Origin of the sequence: Nocardia asteroides, from assembly GCF_021183625.1 — a bacterium.
GTDB classification, from domain to species: Bacteria; Actinomycetota; Actinomycetes; order Mycobacteriales; family Mycobacteriaceae; genus Nocardia; species Nocardia asteroides_A.
Genome location: NZ_CP089214.1, coordinates 6,116,998 through 6,130,380 on the forward strand (window position 1 = coordinate 6,116,998; position 13,383 = coordinate 6,130,380).

Annotated in this window: 15 protein-coding genes; 7 read left to right on the top strand and 8 right to left on the bottom strand. The window is 70.9% G+C overall.

Going from position 1 to position 13,383, the window contains the following annotated elements; translation table 11 throughout:
• The first annotated feature begins 26 nt into the window (after positions 1–26).
• From LTT61_RS28220 to LTT61_RS28230, 3 genes are all read left to right on the top strand, one after another.
• A complete protein-coding gene (locus LTT61_RS28220; RefSeq protein WP_233017039.1) occupies positions 27–518 on the top strand; it encodes an ATP-binding protein in 492 nt (163 codons plus the stop codon).
• Positions 519–603: 85 nt separating this feature from the next.
• Positions 604–765, top strand: coding sequence for a hypothetical protein (locus LTT61_RS28225; RefSeq protein WP_233017040.1), 162 nt, complete (start codon positions 604–606; stop codon positions 763–765).
• Positions 766–1,008: a cold-shock protein gene (locus LTT61_RS28230; protein WP_233017041.1), complete on the top strand. Its 243-nt coding sequence runs from the start codon at positions 766–768 to the stop codon at positions 1,006–1,008.
• Positions 1,009–1,012: 4 nt separating this feature from the next.
• Here the strand turns inward: LTT61_RS28230 and LTT61_RS28235 are convergent, their stop codons facing one another.
• Complete coding sequence (locus tag LTT61_RS28235) at positions 1,013–2,041, bottom strand: alpha/beta hydrolase (protein ID WP_233017042.1); 1,029 nt, start codon at positions 2,039–2,041, stop codon at positions 1,013–1,015.
• Positions 2,042–2,223: 182 nt separating this feature from the next.
• Here LTT61_RS28235 and LTT61_RS28240 point away from each other — a divergent pair, with 182 nt between their 5' ends.
• Positions 2,224–3,201, top strand: coding sequence for an NAD(P)H-dependent flavin oxidoreductase (locus tag LTT61_RS28240; RefSeq protein WP_269821808.1), 978 nt, complete (start codon positions 2,224–2,226; stop codon positions 3,199–3,201).
• Here the strand turns inward: LTT61_RS28240 and LTT61_RS32745 are convergent.
• Both LTT61_RS32745 and LTT61_RS28250 read right to left on the bottom strand, forming a co-directional pair.
• Positions 3,167–4,405: a TMEM143 family protein gene (locus LTT61_RS32745; RefSeq protein ID WP_269821809.1), complete on the bottom strand. Its 1,239-nt coding sequence runs from the start codon at positions 4,403–4,405 to the stop codon at positions 3,167–3,169. The genes LTT61_RS28240 and LTT61_RS32745 overlap by 35 nt on opposite strands.
• 10 nt (positions 4,406–4,415) lie before the next feature.
• A complete protein-coding gene (locus LTT61_RS28250) occupies positions 4,416–5,531 on the bottom strand; it encodes an FAD-dependent oxidoreductase (RefSeq protein ID WP_233017044.1) in 1,116 nt (371 codons plus the stop codon).
• 87 nt (positions 5,532–5,618) lie between these two features.
• Here LTT61_RS28250 and LTT61_RS28255 point away from each other — a divergent pair, with 87 nt between their 5' ends.
• From LTT61_RS28255 to LTT61_RS28265, 3 genes are all read left to right on the top strand, one after another.
• Positions 5,619–6,215: a TetR/AcrR family transcriptional regulator gene (locus LTT61_RS28255; RefSeq protein ID WP_233017045.1), complete on the top strand. Its 597-nt coding sequence runs from the start codon at positions 5,619–5,621 to the stop codon at positions 6,213–6,215.
• Between the two features lie 77 nt (positions 6,216–6,292).
• Positions 6,293–7,588 (top strand): cytosine permease, encoded by a 1,296-nt coding sequence (locus LTT61_RS28260; RefSeq protein WP_233017046.1) that lies wholly within the window; start codon positions 6,293–6,295, stop codon positions 7,586–7,588.
• The gene (locus LTT61_RS28265; RefSeq protein WP_233017047.1) at positions 7,585–8,268 is read left to right on the top strand and encodes a cysteine hydrolase family protein; all 684 of its coding nucleotides are present in this window, start codon (positions 7,585–7,587) and stop codon (positions 8,266–8,268) included. The genes LTT61_RS28260 and LTT61_RS28265 overlap by 4 nt, the downstream gene beginning before the upstream one ends.
• A gap of 9 nt (positions 8,269–8,277) precedes the next feature.
• Here LTT61_RS28265 and LTT61_RS28270 read toward each other — a convergent pair whose 3' ends face one another.
• The 5 genes from LTT61_RS28270 to LTT61_RS28290 all read right to left on the bottom strand — a co-directional run bounded on the left by LTT61_RS28270 (position 8,278) and on the right by LTT61_RS28290 (position 13,297).
• Positions 8,278–9,099, bottom strand: coding sequence for a carbonic anhydrase (locus tag LTT61_RS28270; protein ID WP_233017048.1), 822 nt, complete (start codon positions 9,097–9,099; stop codon positions 8,278–8,280).
• A gap of 311 nt (positions 9,100–9,410) precedes the next feature.
• Positions 9,411–10,430: a hypothetical protein gene (locus LTT61_RS28275; protein ID WP_233017049.1), complete on the bottom strand. Its 1,020-nt coding sequence runs from the start codon at positions 10,428–10,430 to the stop codon at positions 9,411–9,413.
• 91 nt (positions 10,431–10,521) lie between these two features.
• The gene (locus LTT61_RS28280; protein ID WP_233017050.1) at positions 10,522–10,905 is read right to left on the bottom strand and encodes a hypothetical protein; all 384 of its coding nucleotides are present in this window, start codon (positions 10,903–10,905) and stop codon (positions 10,522–10,524) included.
• Positions 10,906–11,103: 198 nt separating this feature from the next.
• Positions 11,104–11,937: an esterase/lipase family protein gene (locus tag LTT61_RS28285; protein WP_233017051.1), complete on the bottom strand. Its 834-nt coding sequence runs from the start codon at positions 11,935–11,937 to the stop codon at positions 11,104–11,106.
• Positions 11,938–11,977: 40 nt separating this feature from the next.
• Positions 11,978–13,297 carry a family 1 glycosylhydrolase gene (locus LTT61_RS28290; protein ID WP_233017052.1) on the bottom strand — a complete coding sequence of 440 codons (1,320 nt, stop codon included), beginning with the start codon at positions 13,295–13,297 and terminating at the stop codon, positions 11,978–11,980.
• Between the last annotated feature and the right edge of the window lie 86 nt (positions 13,298–13,383).

Genomic DNA, 13,383 nt, shown 5'->3' on the forward strand with positions numbered 1-13,383 from the left:
GCGCGAGGTCCGGAACAGGCAACCGCATGTCCCTGCGTCCGCACTTCCCCCGCGACCCCCGCGGCACCCGCCCCGCCGCGCGGCCGCGCCCCCGCTCCCGCCCGCCCGCCACCCCGGCCCGGGTCGAGCTCCGGGTCGCGCCCGACCTCTCCCAGCTCATGACGCTGCGCGCGCTCGCCGAGGCGGCGGGGCTGCAGGCCGGGCTGAACACCGCCGAGACCATCGATCTCGGCCTCGCCGTCGACGAGGTCGCCACCGCCCTGATGGCCGACCCGGCGCCCGGCTCCACCGTGTGCTGCGTGCTCGCCGTCGACGCCAGGCGGATCACGGTGCGGATCAGCGGCGTCACCCGCGCGGAGTCGCCGCTCGATCCCGGCCACTTCGGCTGGCACATCCTGTGCTCGCTCACCGACCGCGCCGCCGTCGACCAGGCGCCGTTCGACCCGCACCGCGGCGGCTACCCGACCGTCGTCGACTTCGGCCAGCAGCGGCAACGGCTGCTCCGCGCGGTCCGATAGTCGAGGTTTCATTTCGGGACTCACGGGAATATCGCGATCACCACCGGGTGCCCGGTGGCGGATCGATGCAGAGGAGAACGCCGTCATGACCCGTCAGTCCGGCACGAATCGAATCGGCTCGGAGCGCACCGACACCACCGACGACTCGGCTCCCACGGTCGAGTGGCCGGACCCGAGCCCGCTCTCCTCGTGGTGGCAGCAGGTAATGCGCGGGTCCGGCGCCGACGCCGCCGCGGCGGGCGCGTAGATGGAACCCCGCTCCGAGTGGCGCACCGGCACCGTCGCCTGGTTCGACGCCGCCAAGGGCTTCGGCTTCATCCGCGCCGACGACCACGCCGAGGTGTTCGTCGAGTTCGGCAGTATCGACCAGCCCGGCTACCGCACCCTCGCCGAGGGCCAGCAGGTGCGGTTCACCAGCGTGCAGGGGCGCACCGGCGCCGAGGCCGCCGTGGTCCGGCCGCTCGGCGCCGAGCACGAGCTCGCTGCCTAGTTTTTCAGGACAGCCCCGCCGCCAGCGCGGGCCAGGAGCGTTTCAGGTCGTCCTGCCAGTACCCCCAGGAGTGCGTGCCCTCCGGGGCGATCTCCACCGTCGCCGGGATGTCCAGCTCCGCCAGGCGGTTCGCCAGGTTCCTGGTGCAGTACGCGGTGCCCGCCTCGATGACGCCACCGATCACGATCTGGTTCGCGAGCTGCTCCGGATTGTTCGGGTCGCCCATCATGAAGGGGTCGCCGAGCCGGTCGTAGCGGCCGGGCAGCCCGGAGCCGCTGGAGATGTAGAGGGTGGTGCCGCGGAGCTTCTCGGCGTGCACGAGCGGATCGTTCGCCGCCCAGCCCGGCGCCTCCGGCGGGCCCCACAGATTCTCCACGTTCCCGCCGCCCCAGGTCTCCACCGACATCCGCACCAGCCGGTGGCCAACCGGATCGCTGGTCTGCGCGCAGCCGCTGTAGGCGCCGACGCTCCGGTACAGCCCCGGCTTGGTGATCGCGAGCAGCAGCACCGAGGTGCCCGCCATGGAGATCCCGGCGATCGCGTTGCTGCCGCTGGTGCCGAGCGCCGCGTCGATGATCGGCGGCAGCTCCTCGGTGAAGAAGGTCTGCCACCGGTTCACGCCGAGCACCGGGTCCGGCCGCTCCCAGTCCGCGTAGTAGCTCCAGCGGCCGCCGACGGCGGTGACCACGTTGACCTCCTTGTCGGCGAGGAAGCCGAGCGCGTCGGTCTTCCCGGCCCAGGTGGCGACGCCGTCCTCGCCGCCGCCGCCCCCGTTCAGCAGGTAGAGCACCGGGCGCGGCACCGAGGTGTCGGCCGGGCGCTGCACCTCGACCGGCACCGTCTTGCCCATGGCGGCGGAGTGGATGTGCAGCACCATGGTTCGCGCGTCCACCGGCTCCACCCGCTCGATCCGCGACCCGTTCGGCGCCGTCGCGCTCGCCGCGACGGCGGCCGGCTCCGCCGATGCCGTCGGCCCCGCCCCGGCCGCCGCGATCAGCACCAGCGCGATCGCCGCCACAACCCTGCCCCGCATGTGTCCTCGCTCCTCCCGGCCCGTCCGGTGACGTGCCCCCGCGCACACTCAACGCCGCGCGGTCGGGGGCGGCCAGCCCCCAAAGCCTCGTCCGGGGGAAGTGGGGGCACGGATTGGTGATCGCGCTCTCACTCATTGAGAACGCCATTTCCCTCCGTGCCCCGATGTGGTCTCATCGAACGGTGTTGAAGACCAGGTTCACCGAGGAATTCGGGATCGAGCACCCCGTCGTCTGCGGCGGGATGACCGCGATCGGCACCGCCGAGCTCATCGCCGCGGTGGCCGAGGCCGGTGCGCTCGGCTTCCTCACCGCGCTCACCCAGCCGACGCCGGAGGCGCTGCTGGCCGAGATCGGCCGGGTCAGGGAGCGGACCGACAAGCCGTTCGGCGTGAACCTGACCATCCTGCCCACCCGCAACCCGGTGCCCTACGACGAGTACCGCGACGCCATCGTGGCGGGCGGCGTGAAGATCGTGGAGACCGCGGGCGCCAACCCCGAGCCGCACCTGCCGATCTTCAAGGCCAACGGCGTGAAGGTGGTGCACAAGGCGGTCGCGGTGCGGCACGCGCTCAAGGCCGAGCGGCTCGGCGTCGACGCCATCAGCATCGACGGCTTCGAGTGCGCGGGCCACCCCGGCGAGGACGACGTCCCCGGGCTGGTGCTGATCAATGCCGCCGCCCGCAAGCTGAGCATCCCGATCATCGCCTCCGGCGGCATCGCCGACGGCGCCGGGCTGGTCGCCGCGCTCGCGCTCGGCGCCGACGCGGTCAACATGGGCACCCGCTTCGTCGCCACCACCGAGGCCCCGATCCACGAGAACGTCAAACGGCAGATCGTCGCCAACGACGAGCGCGCCACCCAGGTGATCTTCCGCGAGTTCCGCAACACCGCGCGGGTGGCGCGCAATGCCGTCTCCGCGGAGATCGTCGAGCTCTCCCGGCGTCCGGGCGCCACCTTCGCCGACGTCGCGCACCTGGCCTCCGGCGAGCGCGGCAGGCGCGAGGTGCTCGGCGCGGGCGACATGGACGGCGGGCTGTGGTGGGCCGGTCAGGCGCAGGGGCTGATCGACGAGGTGCTCTCCTGCCGCGAAGTGGTCGAGGGAATCGTCGGCGACGCCGAGCGGATCATTGCCGGGCGACTGGCGGGGATGCGGGGATAGTCCGGCGGAACAGCCCGTCCCAGCGCAGGTCGAGCCGCGCCCGCGCCGCCGCCGGCGGCAGCACCCCGAGCCCGCCGCGCTCGTCCTCGGTGAGCAGCTCCAGCTCGCGCAGCCTGCGCAGCCCGTCCCGGATCCGGAAGTCGAACCGCGCGCCCCACTGCTCGCGGAACCACTCCTCGACCCGCGCGTCCAGCTCCGCCCCGGAGAGCGGGGCGTCCGCCGTGAGCAGGAAGTAGTAGGCCAGCACCGCCTCCTTCACCTCGGACTCCTCCGCCGCCCCGAGCAGGTGGTGGAAGACCCCCTGGTCGTTGTCCAGGTTCCGGAAGTAGAGGTGCTCGGAGAGCGTCTTCATGAGCTGCAGCTTGCGGTTCTTGAACTTCGAGAACTGCCGCACCAGATACCCGCCGAACGCCGCGAGCCCCGCGCCCAGCGTGATCAGCGCGGCCTGATCCAGCCGCACCGGCTCCTCGCGCAGCCCCGCCCAGAACAGCAGGAGCAGCGCCACCGGCCCCAGCGAGGCGATCAGCTTGGTCGCGACGACGACGATCCCGGACACCGCCGCGGGCACCCCGATGAGCAGCTTGTCCAGCGGCCGCATCCGCACCCGCACCGTCGGGTAGAGCATCTCCAGATCGTTCTTCGGCACATTCTGGAAGAGCTTCAGCAGCACCCCGCCGTTCGGCCGACCCGCCCGCTCGGTGAACGCGATATAGACGAGAACCTTGGCGTAGCTGGTGAATTCGAGGTCGCGGCGGCGCAGCCCGAACAGCCACGGCACCCGCTCGGTTCGCTGCGACACCCCGCGCCGGAAGAACAGCGCCGTCTCGAACTCGCCCTCGTCCACCTCCAGCCGCACCTTCACCAGCGCGTGCTCGGTGAACGCCTGCCGCATCTCCGCGGCCGGGATCCGGGTGTAGTCGGCCGCCTCCGCCAGCGCGACCAGCTCGCGCTCCACCGTCACCCGCGCCGCGGCCCGCTCCGCCGACGTCGCTGGCCTGAGCACCCGCTCGTCCTCGGACGGGTCGACCACCTGGTAGGCGTCGAGCGCGGCCTCGCCGCGGTCGTGGAACTCGTGGTGCACCAGCGCGGCGAGCAGCCGGGCGAGGTCGGTGAACGGCCCGCGCTCGGCGTCGGGCAGCTCCGCGGCGCACAGCGCGATCACGGTGTTCTTACGGAAGGGAAGGAAGTGTTCGGCGAGCTCCACGGCGGAAAGCCTAGGGGTGCGCGGCGAACCGCTCCACCAGGCGGGTGACCGGATCCGGGCCGAAGAGCTCCGCCAGCCCGGCCGCCGATTCCCCGGCCGCCGCCGCGCCGCGCGGGAAGAGCCCCGCCTCGTACTCCGCCAGCGCGAGCTCGGTGGCGCCCGGGTGCGCGGCCAGCGCGCGGCCGAGTTCGGCGCCGTCCAGCAGGGCCAGGTTGGCGCCCTCGCCCGCGAACGGCGACATGAGGTGCGCGGCGTCGCCGAGCAGCGTCACCCCCGGCACCCGCGCCCAGCGGTGGCCCACCGGGAGCGCGCTGATCCGGCGCGGCACGAGCGCGCCGTCGGCCTCGGTGATCAGCGCGTGGAAGCACGCCGCCCAGCCGGGGAACTGCTCGAGCAGCGCCGTTTTCGCGGCCGTGGTATCGGCGAAGTCGATGCCGTCCAGCCAGTCTTCGGCGGCTCGGACCGCCGCGTAGACGTGCAGGCTGCCATCGGTCTCGCGGTGCGCGAGAAAGCCCTGGTCACCGCCGAGCGCGAGGAAGAATCCGCCGCCGACGAGTTCGGCGCTCGCCGGGTGCGCGGTGTCGGCGTCACGCAGGTCGAGTTCGACGAAGGAGACCCCGGTGTAGGCCGGGGTCGCGGGGGAGACCAGCGGCCGGATCACCGACCAGGCGCCGTCCGCGCCGACCAGCAGTTCCGTGGTGACGGTCGTGCCGTCCGCCAGGCGCAGCTCGTGGCTGCCGCCGCCGAGCGCCAGCGCCCCGGTGACCTTCGCGCCCCAGCGCACGGTACCCGCGGGCAGCGCGGCGAGCAGCAGGTCGCGCAGCTGCCCACGATCCACCTCCGGCCGCCCGCCGTCGGTGTCCGGCTCCGCCAGCGCGACCCGCCCGTCCCGGTCCAGCACGCGCATGGCCTGCCCGCCGGGGTGCACGATGGCGCGGAACTCCGCCTCCAGCCCCGCCGCCCGCAGCGCCGCCTGCCCGGACTCCTCGTGCAGGTCGAGCATGCCGCCCTGCCCCCGCGCCGCCGGCTCCGCCTCGCCCTCGAGGACAACCGCCGGAATGCCGGCGGAATGCAGGACCCGGGCCAGCAGGAGCCCGCCGAGCCCCGCACCAACGATGACCACCATGACAACTCCTCAGAACGTGTAGTGACTATGAATCTATAGTGACTCTACTTTCATAGCCGATGCAACCCCGGCCCTAGAATGCGAGGCATGACACACGCCGGGCGCCGGGAGCGCAAGAAGGCCGCGACCCGGCAGGCGCTGGCCGATGCCGCGCTGCGGTTGTTCCTGGAGCACGGCTACGACGGCGTGACCGTCACCCGGATCGCCGACGCGGCCGACGTCTCGCTCGCGACGCTCTTCAAGCACGTGCCGGACGGCAAGCAGGCGGTGATCTTCGATGACGGCGCCGAGCGCCGCGATGGCATCCTCGCCGCGCTCCGCGACCGCCCGGCCGGGCAGCCGCCGCTGCGCGCGCTGCTCGCCTTCTTCGCGCACCGCGGCCCGTTCGCCGCCGACATTCCGGCCGCCGTTCGCCGCCGCCGCGACCTGATCCTGGCCACCCCCGAGCTCGCCCGCTACCAGCGGACGCTCTGGCTGCGCGCCGAGATTCCGCTGGCCGAGGCGCTCGCCGCCGAGTCGGGCCGCGCCGAACCGGCCGCCGCGGACCGCGCCCTGGCCCGCTACCTCCTCGAGGCGCCGGAACTGGCCGCCGCCGAGCGGAATCCGCGCGCGGCGCTGCGCGAGATCTTCGAGCACCTCGAGTCCGGTTGGGCCACCGGAGAGGATTCCGCCACATCCCGGTAACCGGGGCCCGATCCGGACACAGACCCGTAACCGCGCGCCGTTGTCGAGGAAACATCAGGTCGCGAACGTATACAGCCATGAGTACAGAGCTGAATACGGCGCCACCGGATACGGCGTCGGTACTGAGCGACGAGTACGAGAGCGTCCCGGTGCCCGCCGCCGCGCGCCGCGGCCTGGCATCGGTGTCGGCCGTCTGGCTCGGCTTCCCGATGATCCTCACCTGCGCCGTCTTCGGCGGGCTCATCGTGTACTCGCTCGGCTTCTGGCGCGGAATGCTCGCCATACTGCTCGGCAACCTCGTGCTCATGGGCTACGTCGGCGCGCTCAGCTATCTGGCAGGGAAAACCGGGAAGAGCTTCGCGCTCATCGCCGTGGACACGTTCGGCCGCCGCGGCTATCGGCTGGTCTCCGGCTTCCTGGCCACGGTCGTCATCGGCTGGTTCGCCTTCCAGACCGGGCTCACCGGCTCCATCCTCGCCACCAGCCTCGGCTGGGACGAGCGGTTGACCTCGCTCGGTGCGGGCATCGGCTACGTCCTGGTCACCCTGCTCGGCATCCGCGCGCTCTCCGCCATCGGCGTCATCGCCGCGCCGCTTTACCTGGCGCTCGGGATCACCGCCGTGGTGCTCGCGCTCGGCGACTCGAGCTGGAGTTCGGCGCTCGGGTACGCCGGGGCGGGCTCCGCGCTGAGCCTCGGCGCCGCCGTCACCCTGGTGATCGCCTGCTTCATCGACTCCGGCACCATGACCGCCGACTTCACCCGGTGGTCGAGGAACGGCCGCGAAGGGTTCCTCGCCGCCTTCTCCGCGTTCCCCGTCGGCAACACCATCGCCCTGGTGATCGGCGGGCTCATCGTCGCGCTCGGCGCCGCCGCGAACCCCGCCGCCGACGGCGGCAACTTCCTGTCGATCCTCATCGACCAGGGCGGCTGGCTCGTCCCGGTGGCCGTGATCTTCGTCTTCGTGAACCTCGGCTCCGTCTGCGCGCACTGCCTGTACAACGGCGCCGTCGGGTGGAGTCAGCTCACCGGGCAGCGCATGCGGGCGCTGAGCGTCGTGCTCGGCGCGATCGGCGTGTTGCTCGCGGTCGCCGGCGTGTGGTCGCACTTCGAGACCTGGCTGAACCTGCTCGGCGTCATCGTCCCGCCCATTGGCATCGTGCTGATCCTCGACCAGCTGGTCCTTCGCCGTCGCGTCGATCGCGAGACAGCCTGGCGCTGGGAAGCCTTCGCCGCCTGGGCCGTCGGCGCCGGCGCCGCGCTCGCCGCCCACGAATGGGCGCCCGGGCTCTCCGATGCCGTCGTCGGCATGATCGTCGGCACCGCCGTCTTCTCCGCCCTGTCCCTGCGCAATCGAGAGGCTGTCACCGCATGACCAAGCAAGTGGACGCCCGCCCCTACACCTGGCCCTACGACGGGCCGATCGACCCGGCCGTCACCGCCGTGATCTGCATCGACTGGCAGGTCGACTTCTGCGGGCCGGGCGGGTACGTCGATGCCATGGGCTACGACCTCGCCCTCACCCGCGCCGGTCTCGCCCCCACCGCGCGGCTGCTGTCCGCCGCCCGCGCCGCCGGCCTGACCGTCATCCATACCCGTGAGGGGCACCGGCCCGATCTCGCCGATCTGCCCGCGAACAAGCGGTGGCGTTCCGCGCAGATCGGGGCGGAGATCGGGAGCGCGGGCCCGCAGGGGCGGATCCTGGTGCAGGGGGAGCCGGGGTGGGAGATCGTGCCCGAGGTCGCCCCGCTGCCGGGCGAGCCGATCATCGACAAGCCCGGCAAGGGCGCCTTCTACGCCACCGATCTGGATCTGGTGCTGCGCACCAGGGGAATTCGCAATATCGTGCTCACCGGGATCACCACCGATGTCTGCGTCCACACGACCATGCGCGAGGCCAACGACCGCGGCTACGAGTGCCTGATCCTCTCCGACTGCACCGGCGCCACCGATCCCGGCAACCACGAGGCCGCCCTGCACATGGTGACCATGCAGGGCGGAGTATTCGGCGCGGTGTCGGACTCCGCGGCGCTGATCGCGGCGCTGGAGGCGTGATCGACGAGCTCAGCCGCCGCCGAGAATCACCGCCCGGCCGTTGCTCGCCTGGACCGGGCGATTGGTGTGCGGGAATCGCGTCAGATAGCGCTCCACCTCGTCCCGGCCGACCGGGACCGGGTGCCGAAGCACCGTCCAGGCGACCCCCTCGGTGCACGGCGGCGTGGTGAGCGAGCCGGTGTAGCGGAACTGGGCGAGGTCGGCGGGTAGCACCTCGCGCAGGTCGAGCGGTCCCGCGGTGCGCACCCCGCCCGCCGGCGGCAACTCCCCGAGCACCGGACCGAAGGCCGATCGCTGCTCACCCGCCTCCAGGAGCACGCCGAGCACAGCGACGGCCCCGTCCTCGGCGACGTGCACCAGATGCAACTCCATCGCGGCGCCCACGCCCTCGACGGTGTGCTCGCTCGGAGCGTGGAAGTGGAACTGGGCCAGCGTGAACCGCCGCCCGTCCACGACGACGTACTGCCCGGCGTCCGGCGGTACGTTCGCCTGGATGGTGTGCCCGTTGTCGACCACCGGCAGCGCTCGCACCGGCCCGTACCCGATGTCGATGTGGTCGGCGGGCGCCACCCGCGTCGGATGGCCGAGGTCGATCGGCGACTGTCCGCCCCCCGTTCCGCAGACGCCGTAGCGGCCGTCGAGTTCCGCCCAGTGTCCGGGGCCCTCCGCATCGTAATCCCAGTGCGGGGGAGGGGATTCCCCGTGCTCGGGCCGCGCGCTCGTCGCGCCGCAACCCGGAAGGATCAGCAGGGTGGCGGCAGCGGCGAGCGCCCGGCGGCGGGTGATCGCGGGGCGGGGAACGGCGGCGGAATCGTCGAACCGTCGTGACATCGGGGGCTCCTCACGAGACGACCTTCGCCGCCCCGAGCACCCGGACGGCGCTTCGCGGCGGGGCTCGCGGTGCTGCTCCGTGCGCGTGAACCGTTCTGCGGAGCAGTGTGATTCGCGATTCCGCCGAAGTCAGGGTAGCCCGGCCCCGGCCGTCTCCGACAGTAGGTAGTAGAGCGACCTGTGTCACTGATCCGGTGCCGGTGACCCGGGATTCGGTGACCGAGACGGCGCCTTCCGCCGGTGCGGCCGACAGCCGGACGACCCTTCCGTCCGGGGTTCGCCCACGAAACGGAGCCGAATGTCGGGGTGCGTCAGTCCGAGTGGTCGAATCGCTGGCGTTGCCGGGCCCCGTAGGTCGCCGCCTTGACAGCCTCGTCGTCTTCCATGCCCGACCCGAGCGCACCGCCGAGGGTGGCGACGGCGGCGACCAGCCAGGCCATCAGCAACAGGGTCACCAGGCCCACGGGTCGTCCGGTGTTCTCGGTGACCATCTGCGGCGGAATCGTCCACCAGGCGGTCAGCAGCAGCAGGACGAACAGCGCGGCGTGGAAGACGACGACGCCGATCGTCAGGGAAATGACCGTCGAGGCGTTGTAGAGCACCGCGCGTTCCCGTTCGGTGCCCGAACGCGGGCGTTCCCACAGGCGGTGTTCGACGATGAGCCAGGCGATCATCGCCGCGGTGGCCAGGACGGTGACCGCGCTCAGTCGCCACGGCCCCATCGTGGCGGAGAGTTGCCACATCGTCGGGTAGGCCAGGCTCACGGCTCCGGTGGCGAAGGCCGCCATCATCACCTTCGACATGCCGGTCACCAGCCGCCACGGCCGGTTGGCGTAGACCATGCCCGCGAGCAGCCGTAGCCGGGACAGGGCCGAGGGTGCGAGGTAGTGGACGACGTCGTCGTCCTGGACGCGCCGCAGTGGCTTTGCCGGAGTCTGCTGTTTCCCAGGGCGGTTCGTCACCTCGGCCAGGACGGTGTGCGCCACGTCCCGCACCCGGCGCTGGATGAACGCGCCGCCCATGCCGGGAAGGGAGATCACCGCGAAGCGGTCCGGCACGCTGATGTCGGCCAGGACCGGTGTCGTTCCCTGGCGCCGGGGCAGATCGGTGAGGTAGATGACGACGTCCTCGGTCTCGCCACCCGGGTCGATGGTGTCGACGACCTCCGCGAACTCGGTGTGCTCGTCGATCGGGTACGCCTGGCACCGCACCGATACGTCCCAGTTGTCGGAGGCGGGGGTGTCCGAGAGCGAATCGGACAGATGTCCGGCGATCACCTCCGGGGCACCAGGATCGGCGACCAACAGAATTGTCGACTTTTGCCCAGCCATGGTGGGCTCCTACCCGCGCCCCGGGCCGCCAAACGGCCTCCGGTTCACGCCTGCACCGCGGAGAAGGCCGGGCGCCGAAGCGCTCCGCGCGCTATCGCTCGGAGTGCTCCGGGCGGTCGAGCAGCGCGGCTCGGCGGGTGAGGTCGGCGATCCGCTCGTCCGCCTGGCGTTTCTCCGCTTCGGCGGCAACCCTGGCCGCCTCGATCTCCGGGAGGACAACGCGGACGTAGTCGTCGTTCGTCGCCTCGATGGCCAGGTCGATCGAGGCCACGATCGTCTCCAGGGCGTGCTCCGGGACGCGGGCGTAGATGCTGTACCGCCCGCCACCGGAGGTGTCGATACCGACGCCGCTCGCCTCGTCCTGCTGCGTCCGCAGGTGGCCGGTGAAGCGGTTCTTCCACTCACCTGTCCGATCGGTTCCCGCGACCTTCACCCGGACCAGGATCTGATCGCCCGGCTCAGCTTTCACGTCCACGGCCCCGGCACGTTCGAACCTCTGCCATTCAGCCATTGTCAACTCGCTCCTGTGCTGGCCGGCTCGGAATGGGTGGCGGTTCTCGTCTGCCACCCGAGCGCGGCGGTCGCTGTCACAGCCCTGAGCGGGCCGGATCGTCGAATCCGGCGACGACGGGTTGCCACCGGATGGTTCCGAGCCTACGCCGTGCGCCCGATATCAGCCCTCTCGATGTTGTTGGAGTTTCTGCCGCACCCAGTCCACGACCGGTCGTTGCCGGGGCAGGGTGGAGTGCTCGAACGCGGAGCCGGGCCAGAGTTCGTCGGCGTAGCGATTCTCGACACCGGGCTCGTCGATGAACGATGCCGTCCCGCCGGGGGAGACGACAGCGTCGTGGCGTAGGGCGAGGATGTGGTAGTTCACGCCGGTGGCCGCGAGCGGGGGTCGGCTGTTCCGCTGCCTGTATGCCGATTCGGGCGCGGACATGTCCGCGCAGGCCGGGCAGACGGTGGCACGGAGCATATCGTCGACGGCGCCCGCGATACCCATGTCGTGAAGCAGGGCGGTTGTTCCGCTGAGGGTAGCGCCGTGGGTGGCCGGTGCGAGCATGACCACCGTGTGTACGTCGCTGGAACCCAGTCGCCGGGACAGGGCACCGGCCAGCAGGCCCCCTTCGGAGTGCCCGACGAGGTCCACTCGGGCGGATGCGGTGCGAGCGCGGACTTCCTCGACGAACAGTGCCAGCTCGTCCTCGGACTGCGCCAAGGGTGCCAGCCCGTTGAGTGCGTATCCGGTCGCGGCGTGCGCACCGTAGTTCTCGGCGAACAGGCAGGCGCCCTGTGCGGTGAGGTCGTCGATCTCCGCCCGCCAGTCCTCGATGTCGCCGACGATGCCGTGGATGAGGACGATCGGCCTCGGAAAAGCGCTGTCGGGCAGCGGTTTACAGTTCCAGTCGTTGACAGCGGGGATCGGCTCCGCCGCCGCGGTGGCCGAGACCGGACCGGCGAGTATCAGGGCCGAGCAGGCCAGCGCGACCAGGGATCCATGCTTCATCGGGAATTCTCCTGCTTGGTAGAACGCATGTCCCGACTCGTCAGCGTGGCTCGACCGACACCGGATCGCCGCAACTGTCGGGCAGCGCGATCAGTGAGCACGGCGCCGGTTGGCGCGTCGGCCGGTAGGTCGCGGGCACCCCGTGGTGTTCGGTGATCTCGCGGTAGGCCGCCACCGCGGGTGTCGGCCGGCGGGTCAGGGCGGGGTCGTGGACGGCATCGACGCTGTAGAGGCCGAATCGGGGAGCGTATTCACCCCACTCGTAGTTGTCGGTGAGGCTCCAGTAGTTGTAGGAGACGATGTCGATGCCGTCTCGGCGTGCGCGCTGAATCCAATAGACGGTGTCGCGGAGATGGTCGGCACGGCGGTACCCGTCGGCACGGTTCTGATCCGCGTCGGTCGCCAATCCGTTCTCGATGACCCGCAGCGGCTTGTTCGGATATTTGGCGGCGAAGTAGCGCAGCACGTAATACATGCTCTCCGGTGATTGCGGCAGATTCCAGAACGAGCCGCCCGAGGTGATGAACGACGGCAGTTCCGACGGCGCGATCGAGTAGTACTGGTCGACGCCGATGAAGTCGAAGGAATCGACCATGCGGTCGGAGAACGCGGCTTCCAGCGCCGGTTCCACGCCGGGAAGTGGAATGTAGGCGATGTTCGAGGAGACCTGGCCACCGGGCTGCACGGTATGGATGTAGGTGGTGATCGCCCGATGAGCCGCGATGATCCCGTCGACCATGAGCCCGGTGTTCGCCGGCGCCAGACCGCCGTAGGTCAATTCCCGCCGGACGTATTCGCTCGGCTCGTTGAAGGTGATCCAGATCGGCTCGGCCCAGGAGTAGCGATCGACGACTCGCCGCCCGAAGGCGGTCAGCTCCGCGGCCATCTCCGGGTTGTTCCACCCCCCGCGATCGACTGCCCAGCCCGGATGGACCCAGTGATTCAACGTGATCATCGGGCGCATGCCCGCGGCGACGATGCGCCCGATCACGGCATCGTAGAACGCCCAGCCTGCCGGGTCGTCGATACCGGGCCGCGGTTCGATGCGCGACCACTCCACCGACAGCCGGTAGTTGTCGACACCGATCGAGGCCGCCCTGGCGACATCTCCCTCGTACTGATGGAAGAAGTCCACGGCGTTTCCTACCGGCTCGTGCAACTTCCCTTCGTTGCCGTAGCGCAGGTAGTTCGAGTCCTGGTTGGAACCTTCGGACTGGAAACCGGATTGAGCGACCCCGAATTCGAAGTCCGCGGGTAACGCGGGAAGGTCTTCGGCCGCGGCGGGCGCCGCGAGGGCGGTGAGCGCGAGCACCGCGACCACGACAGACTGCACGACGGTGCCAACGGCCGATCGACGCATAACTTCCTTCGTCCGAATTCACGGATCCGCGTCGGGCACTCGGATTCGTTCACGTATCCAGATACGCTGATGTCGTCGGGTATTGT

Excerpts from the sequence above, each read along its gene's own strand:
- LTT61_RS28220 (WP_233017039.1), top strand. The coding sequence starts at position 27 with ATGTCCCTGCGTCCGCACTTCCCCCGCGACCCCCGCGGCACCCGCCCC.
- LTT61_RS28225 (WP_233017040.1), top strand. The coding sequence starts at position 604 with ATGACCCGTCAGTCCGGCACGAATCGAATCGGCTCGGAGCGCACCGAC.
- LTT61_RS28230 (WP_233017041.1), top strand. The coding sequence starts at position 766 with ATGGAACCCCGCTCCGAGTGGCGCACCGGCACCGTCGCCTGGTTCGAC.
- LTT61_RS28235 (WP_233017042.1), bottom strand. The coding sequence starts at position 2,041 with ATGCGGGGCAGGGTTGTGGCGGCGATCGCGCTGGTGCTGATCGCGGCG.
- LTT61_RS28250 (WP_233017044.1), bottom strand. The coding sequence starts at position 5,531 with ATGGTGGTCATCGTTGGTGCGGGGCTCGGCGGGCTCCTGCTGGCCCGG.
- LTT61_RS28255 (WP_233017045.1), top strand. The coding sequence starts at position 5,619 with ATGACACACGCCGGGCGCCGGGAGCGCAAGAAGGCCGCGACCCGGCAG.
- LTT61_RS28260 (WP_233017046.1), top strand. The coding sequence starts at position 6,293 with ATGAGTACAGAGCTGAATACGGCGCCACCGGATACGGCGTCGGTACTG.
- LTT61_RS28265 (WP_233017047.1), top strand. The coding sequence starts at position 7,585 with ATGACCAAGCAAGTGGACGCCCGCCCCTACACCTGGCCCTACGACGGG.
- LTT61_RS28270 (WP_233017048.1), bottom strand. The coding sequence starts at position 9,099 with ATGTCACGACGGTTCGACGATTCCGCCGCCGTTCCCCGCCCCGCGATC.
- LTT61_RS28275 (WP_233017049.1), bottom strand. The coding sequence starts at position 10,430 with ATGGCTGGGCAAAAGTCGACAATTCTGTTGGTCGCCGATCCTGGTGCC.
- LTT61_RS28285 (WP_233017051.1), bottom strand. The coding sequence starts at position 11,937 with ATGAAGCATGGATCCCTGGTCGCGCTGGCCTGCTCGGCCCTGATACTC.
- LTT61_RS28290 (WP_233017052.1), bottom strand. The coding sequence starts at position 13,297 with ATGCGTCGATCGGCCGTTGGCACCGTCGTGCAGTCTGTCGTGGTCGCG.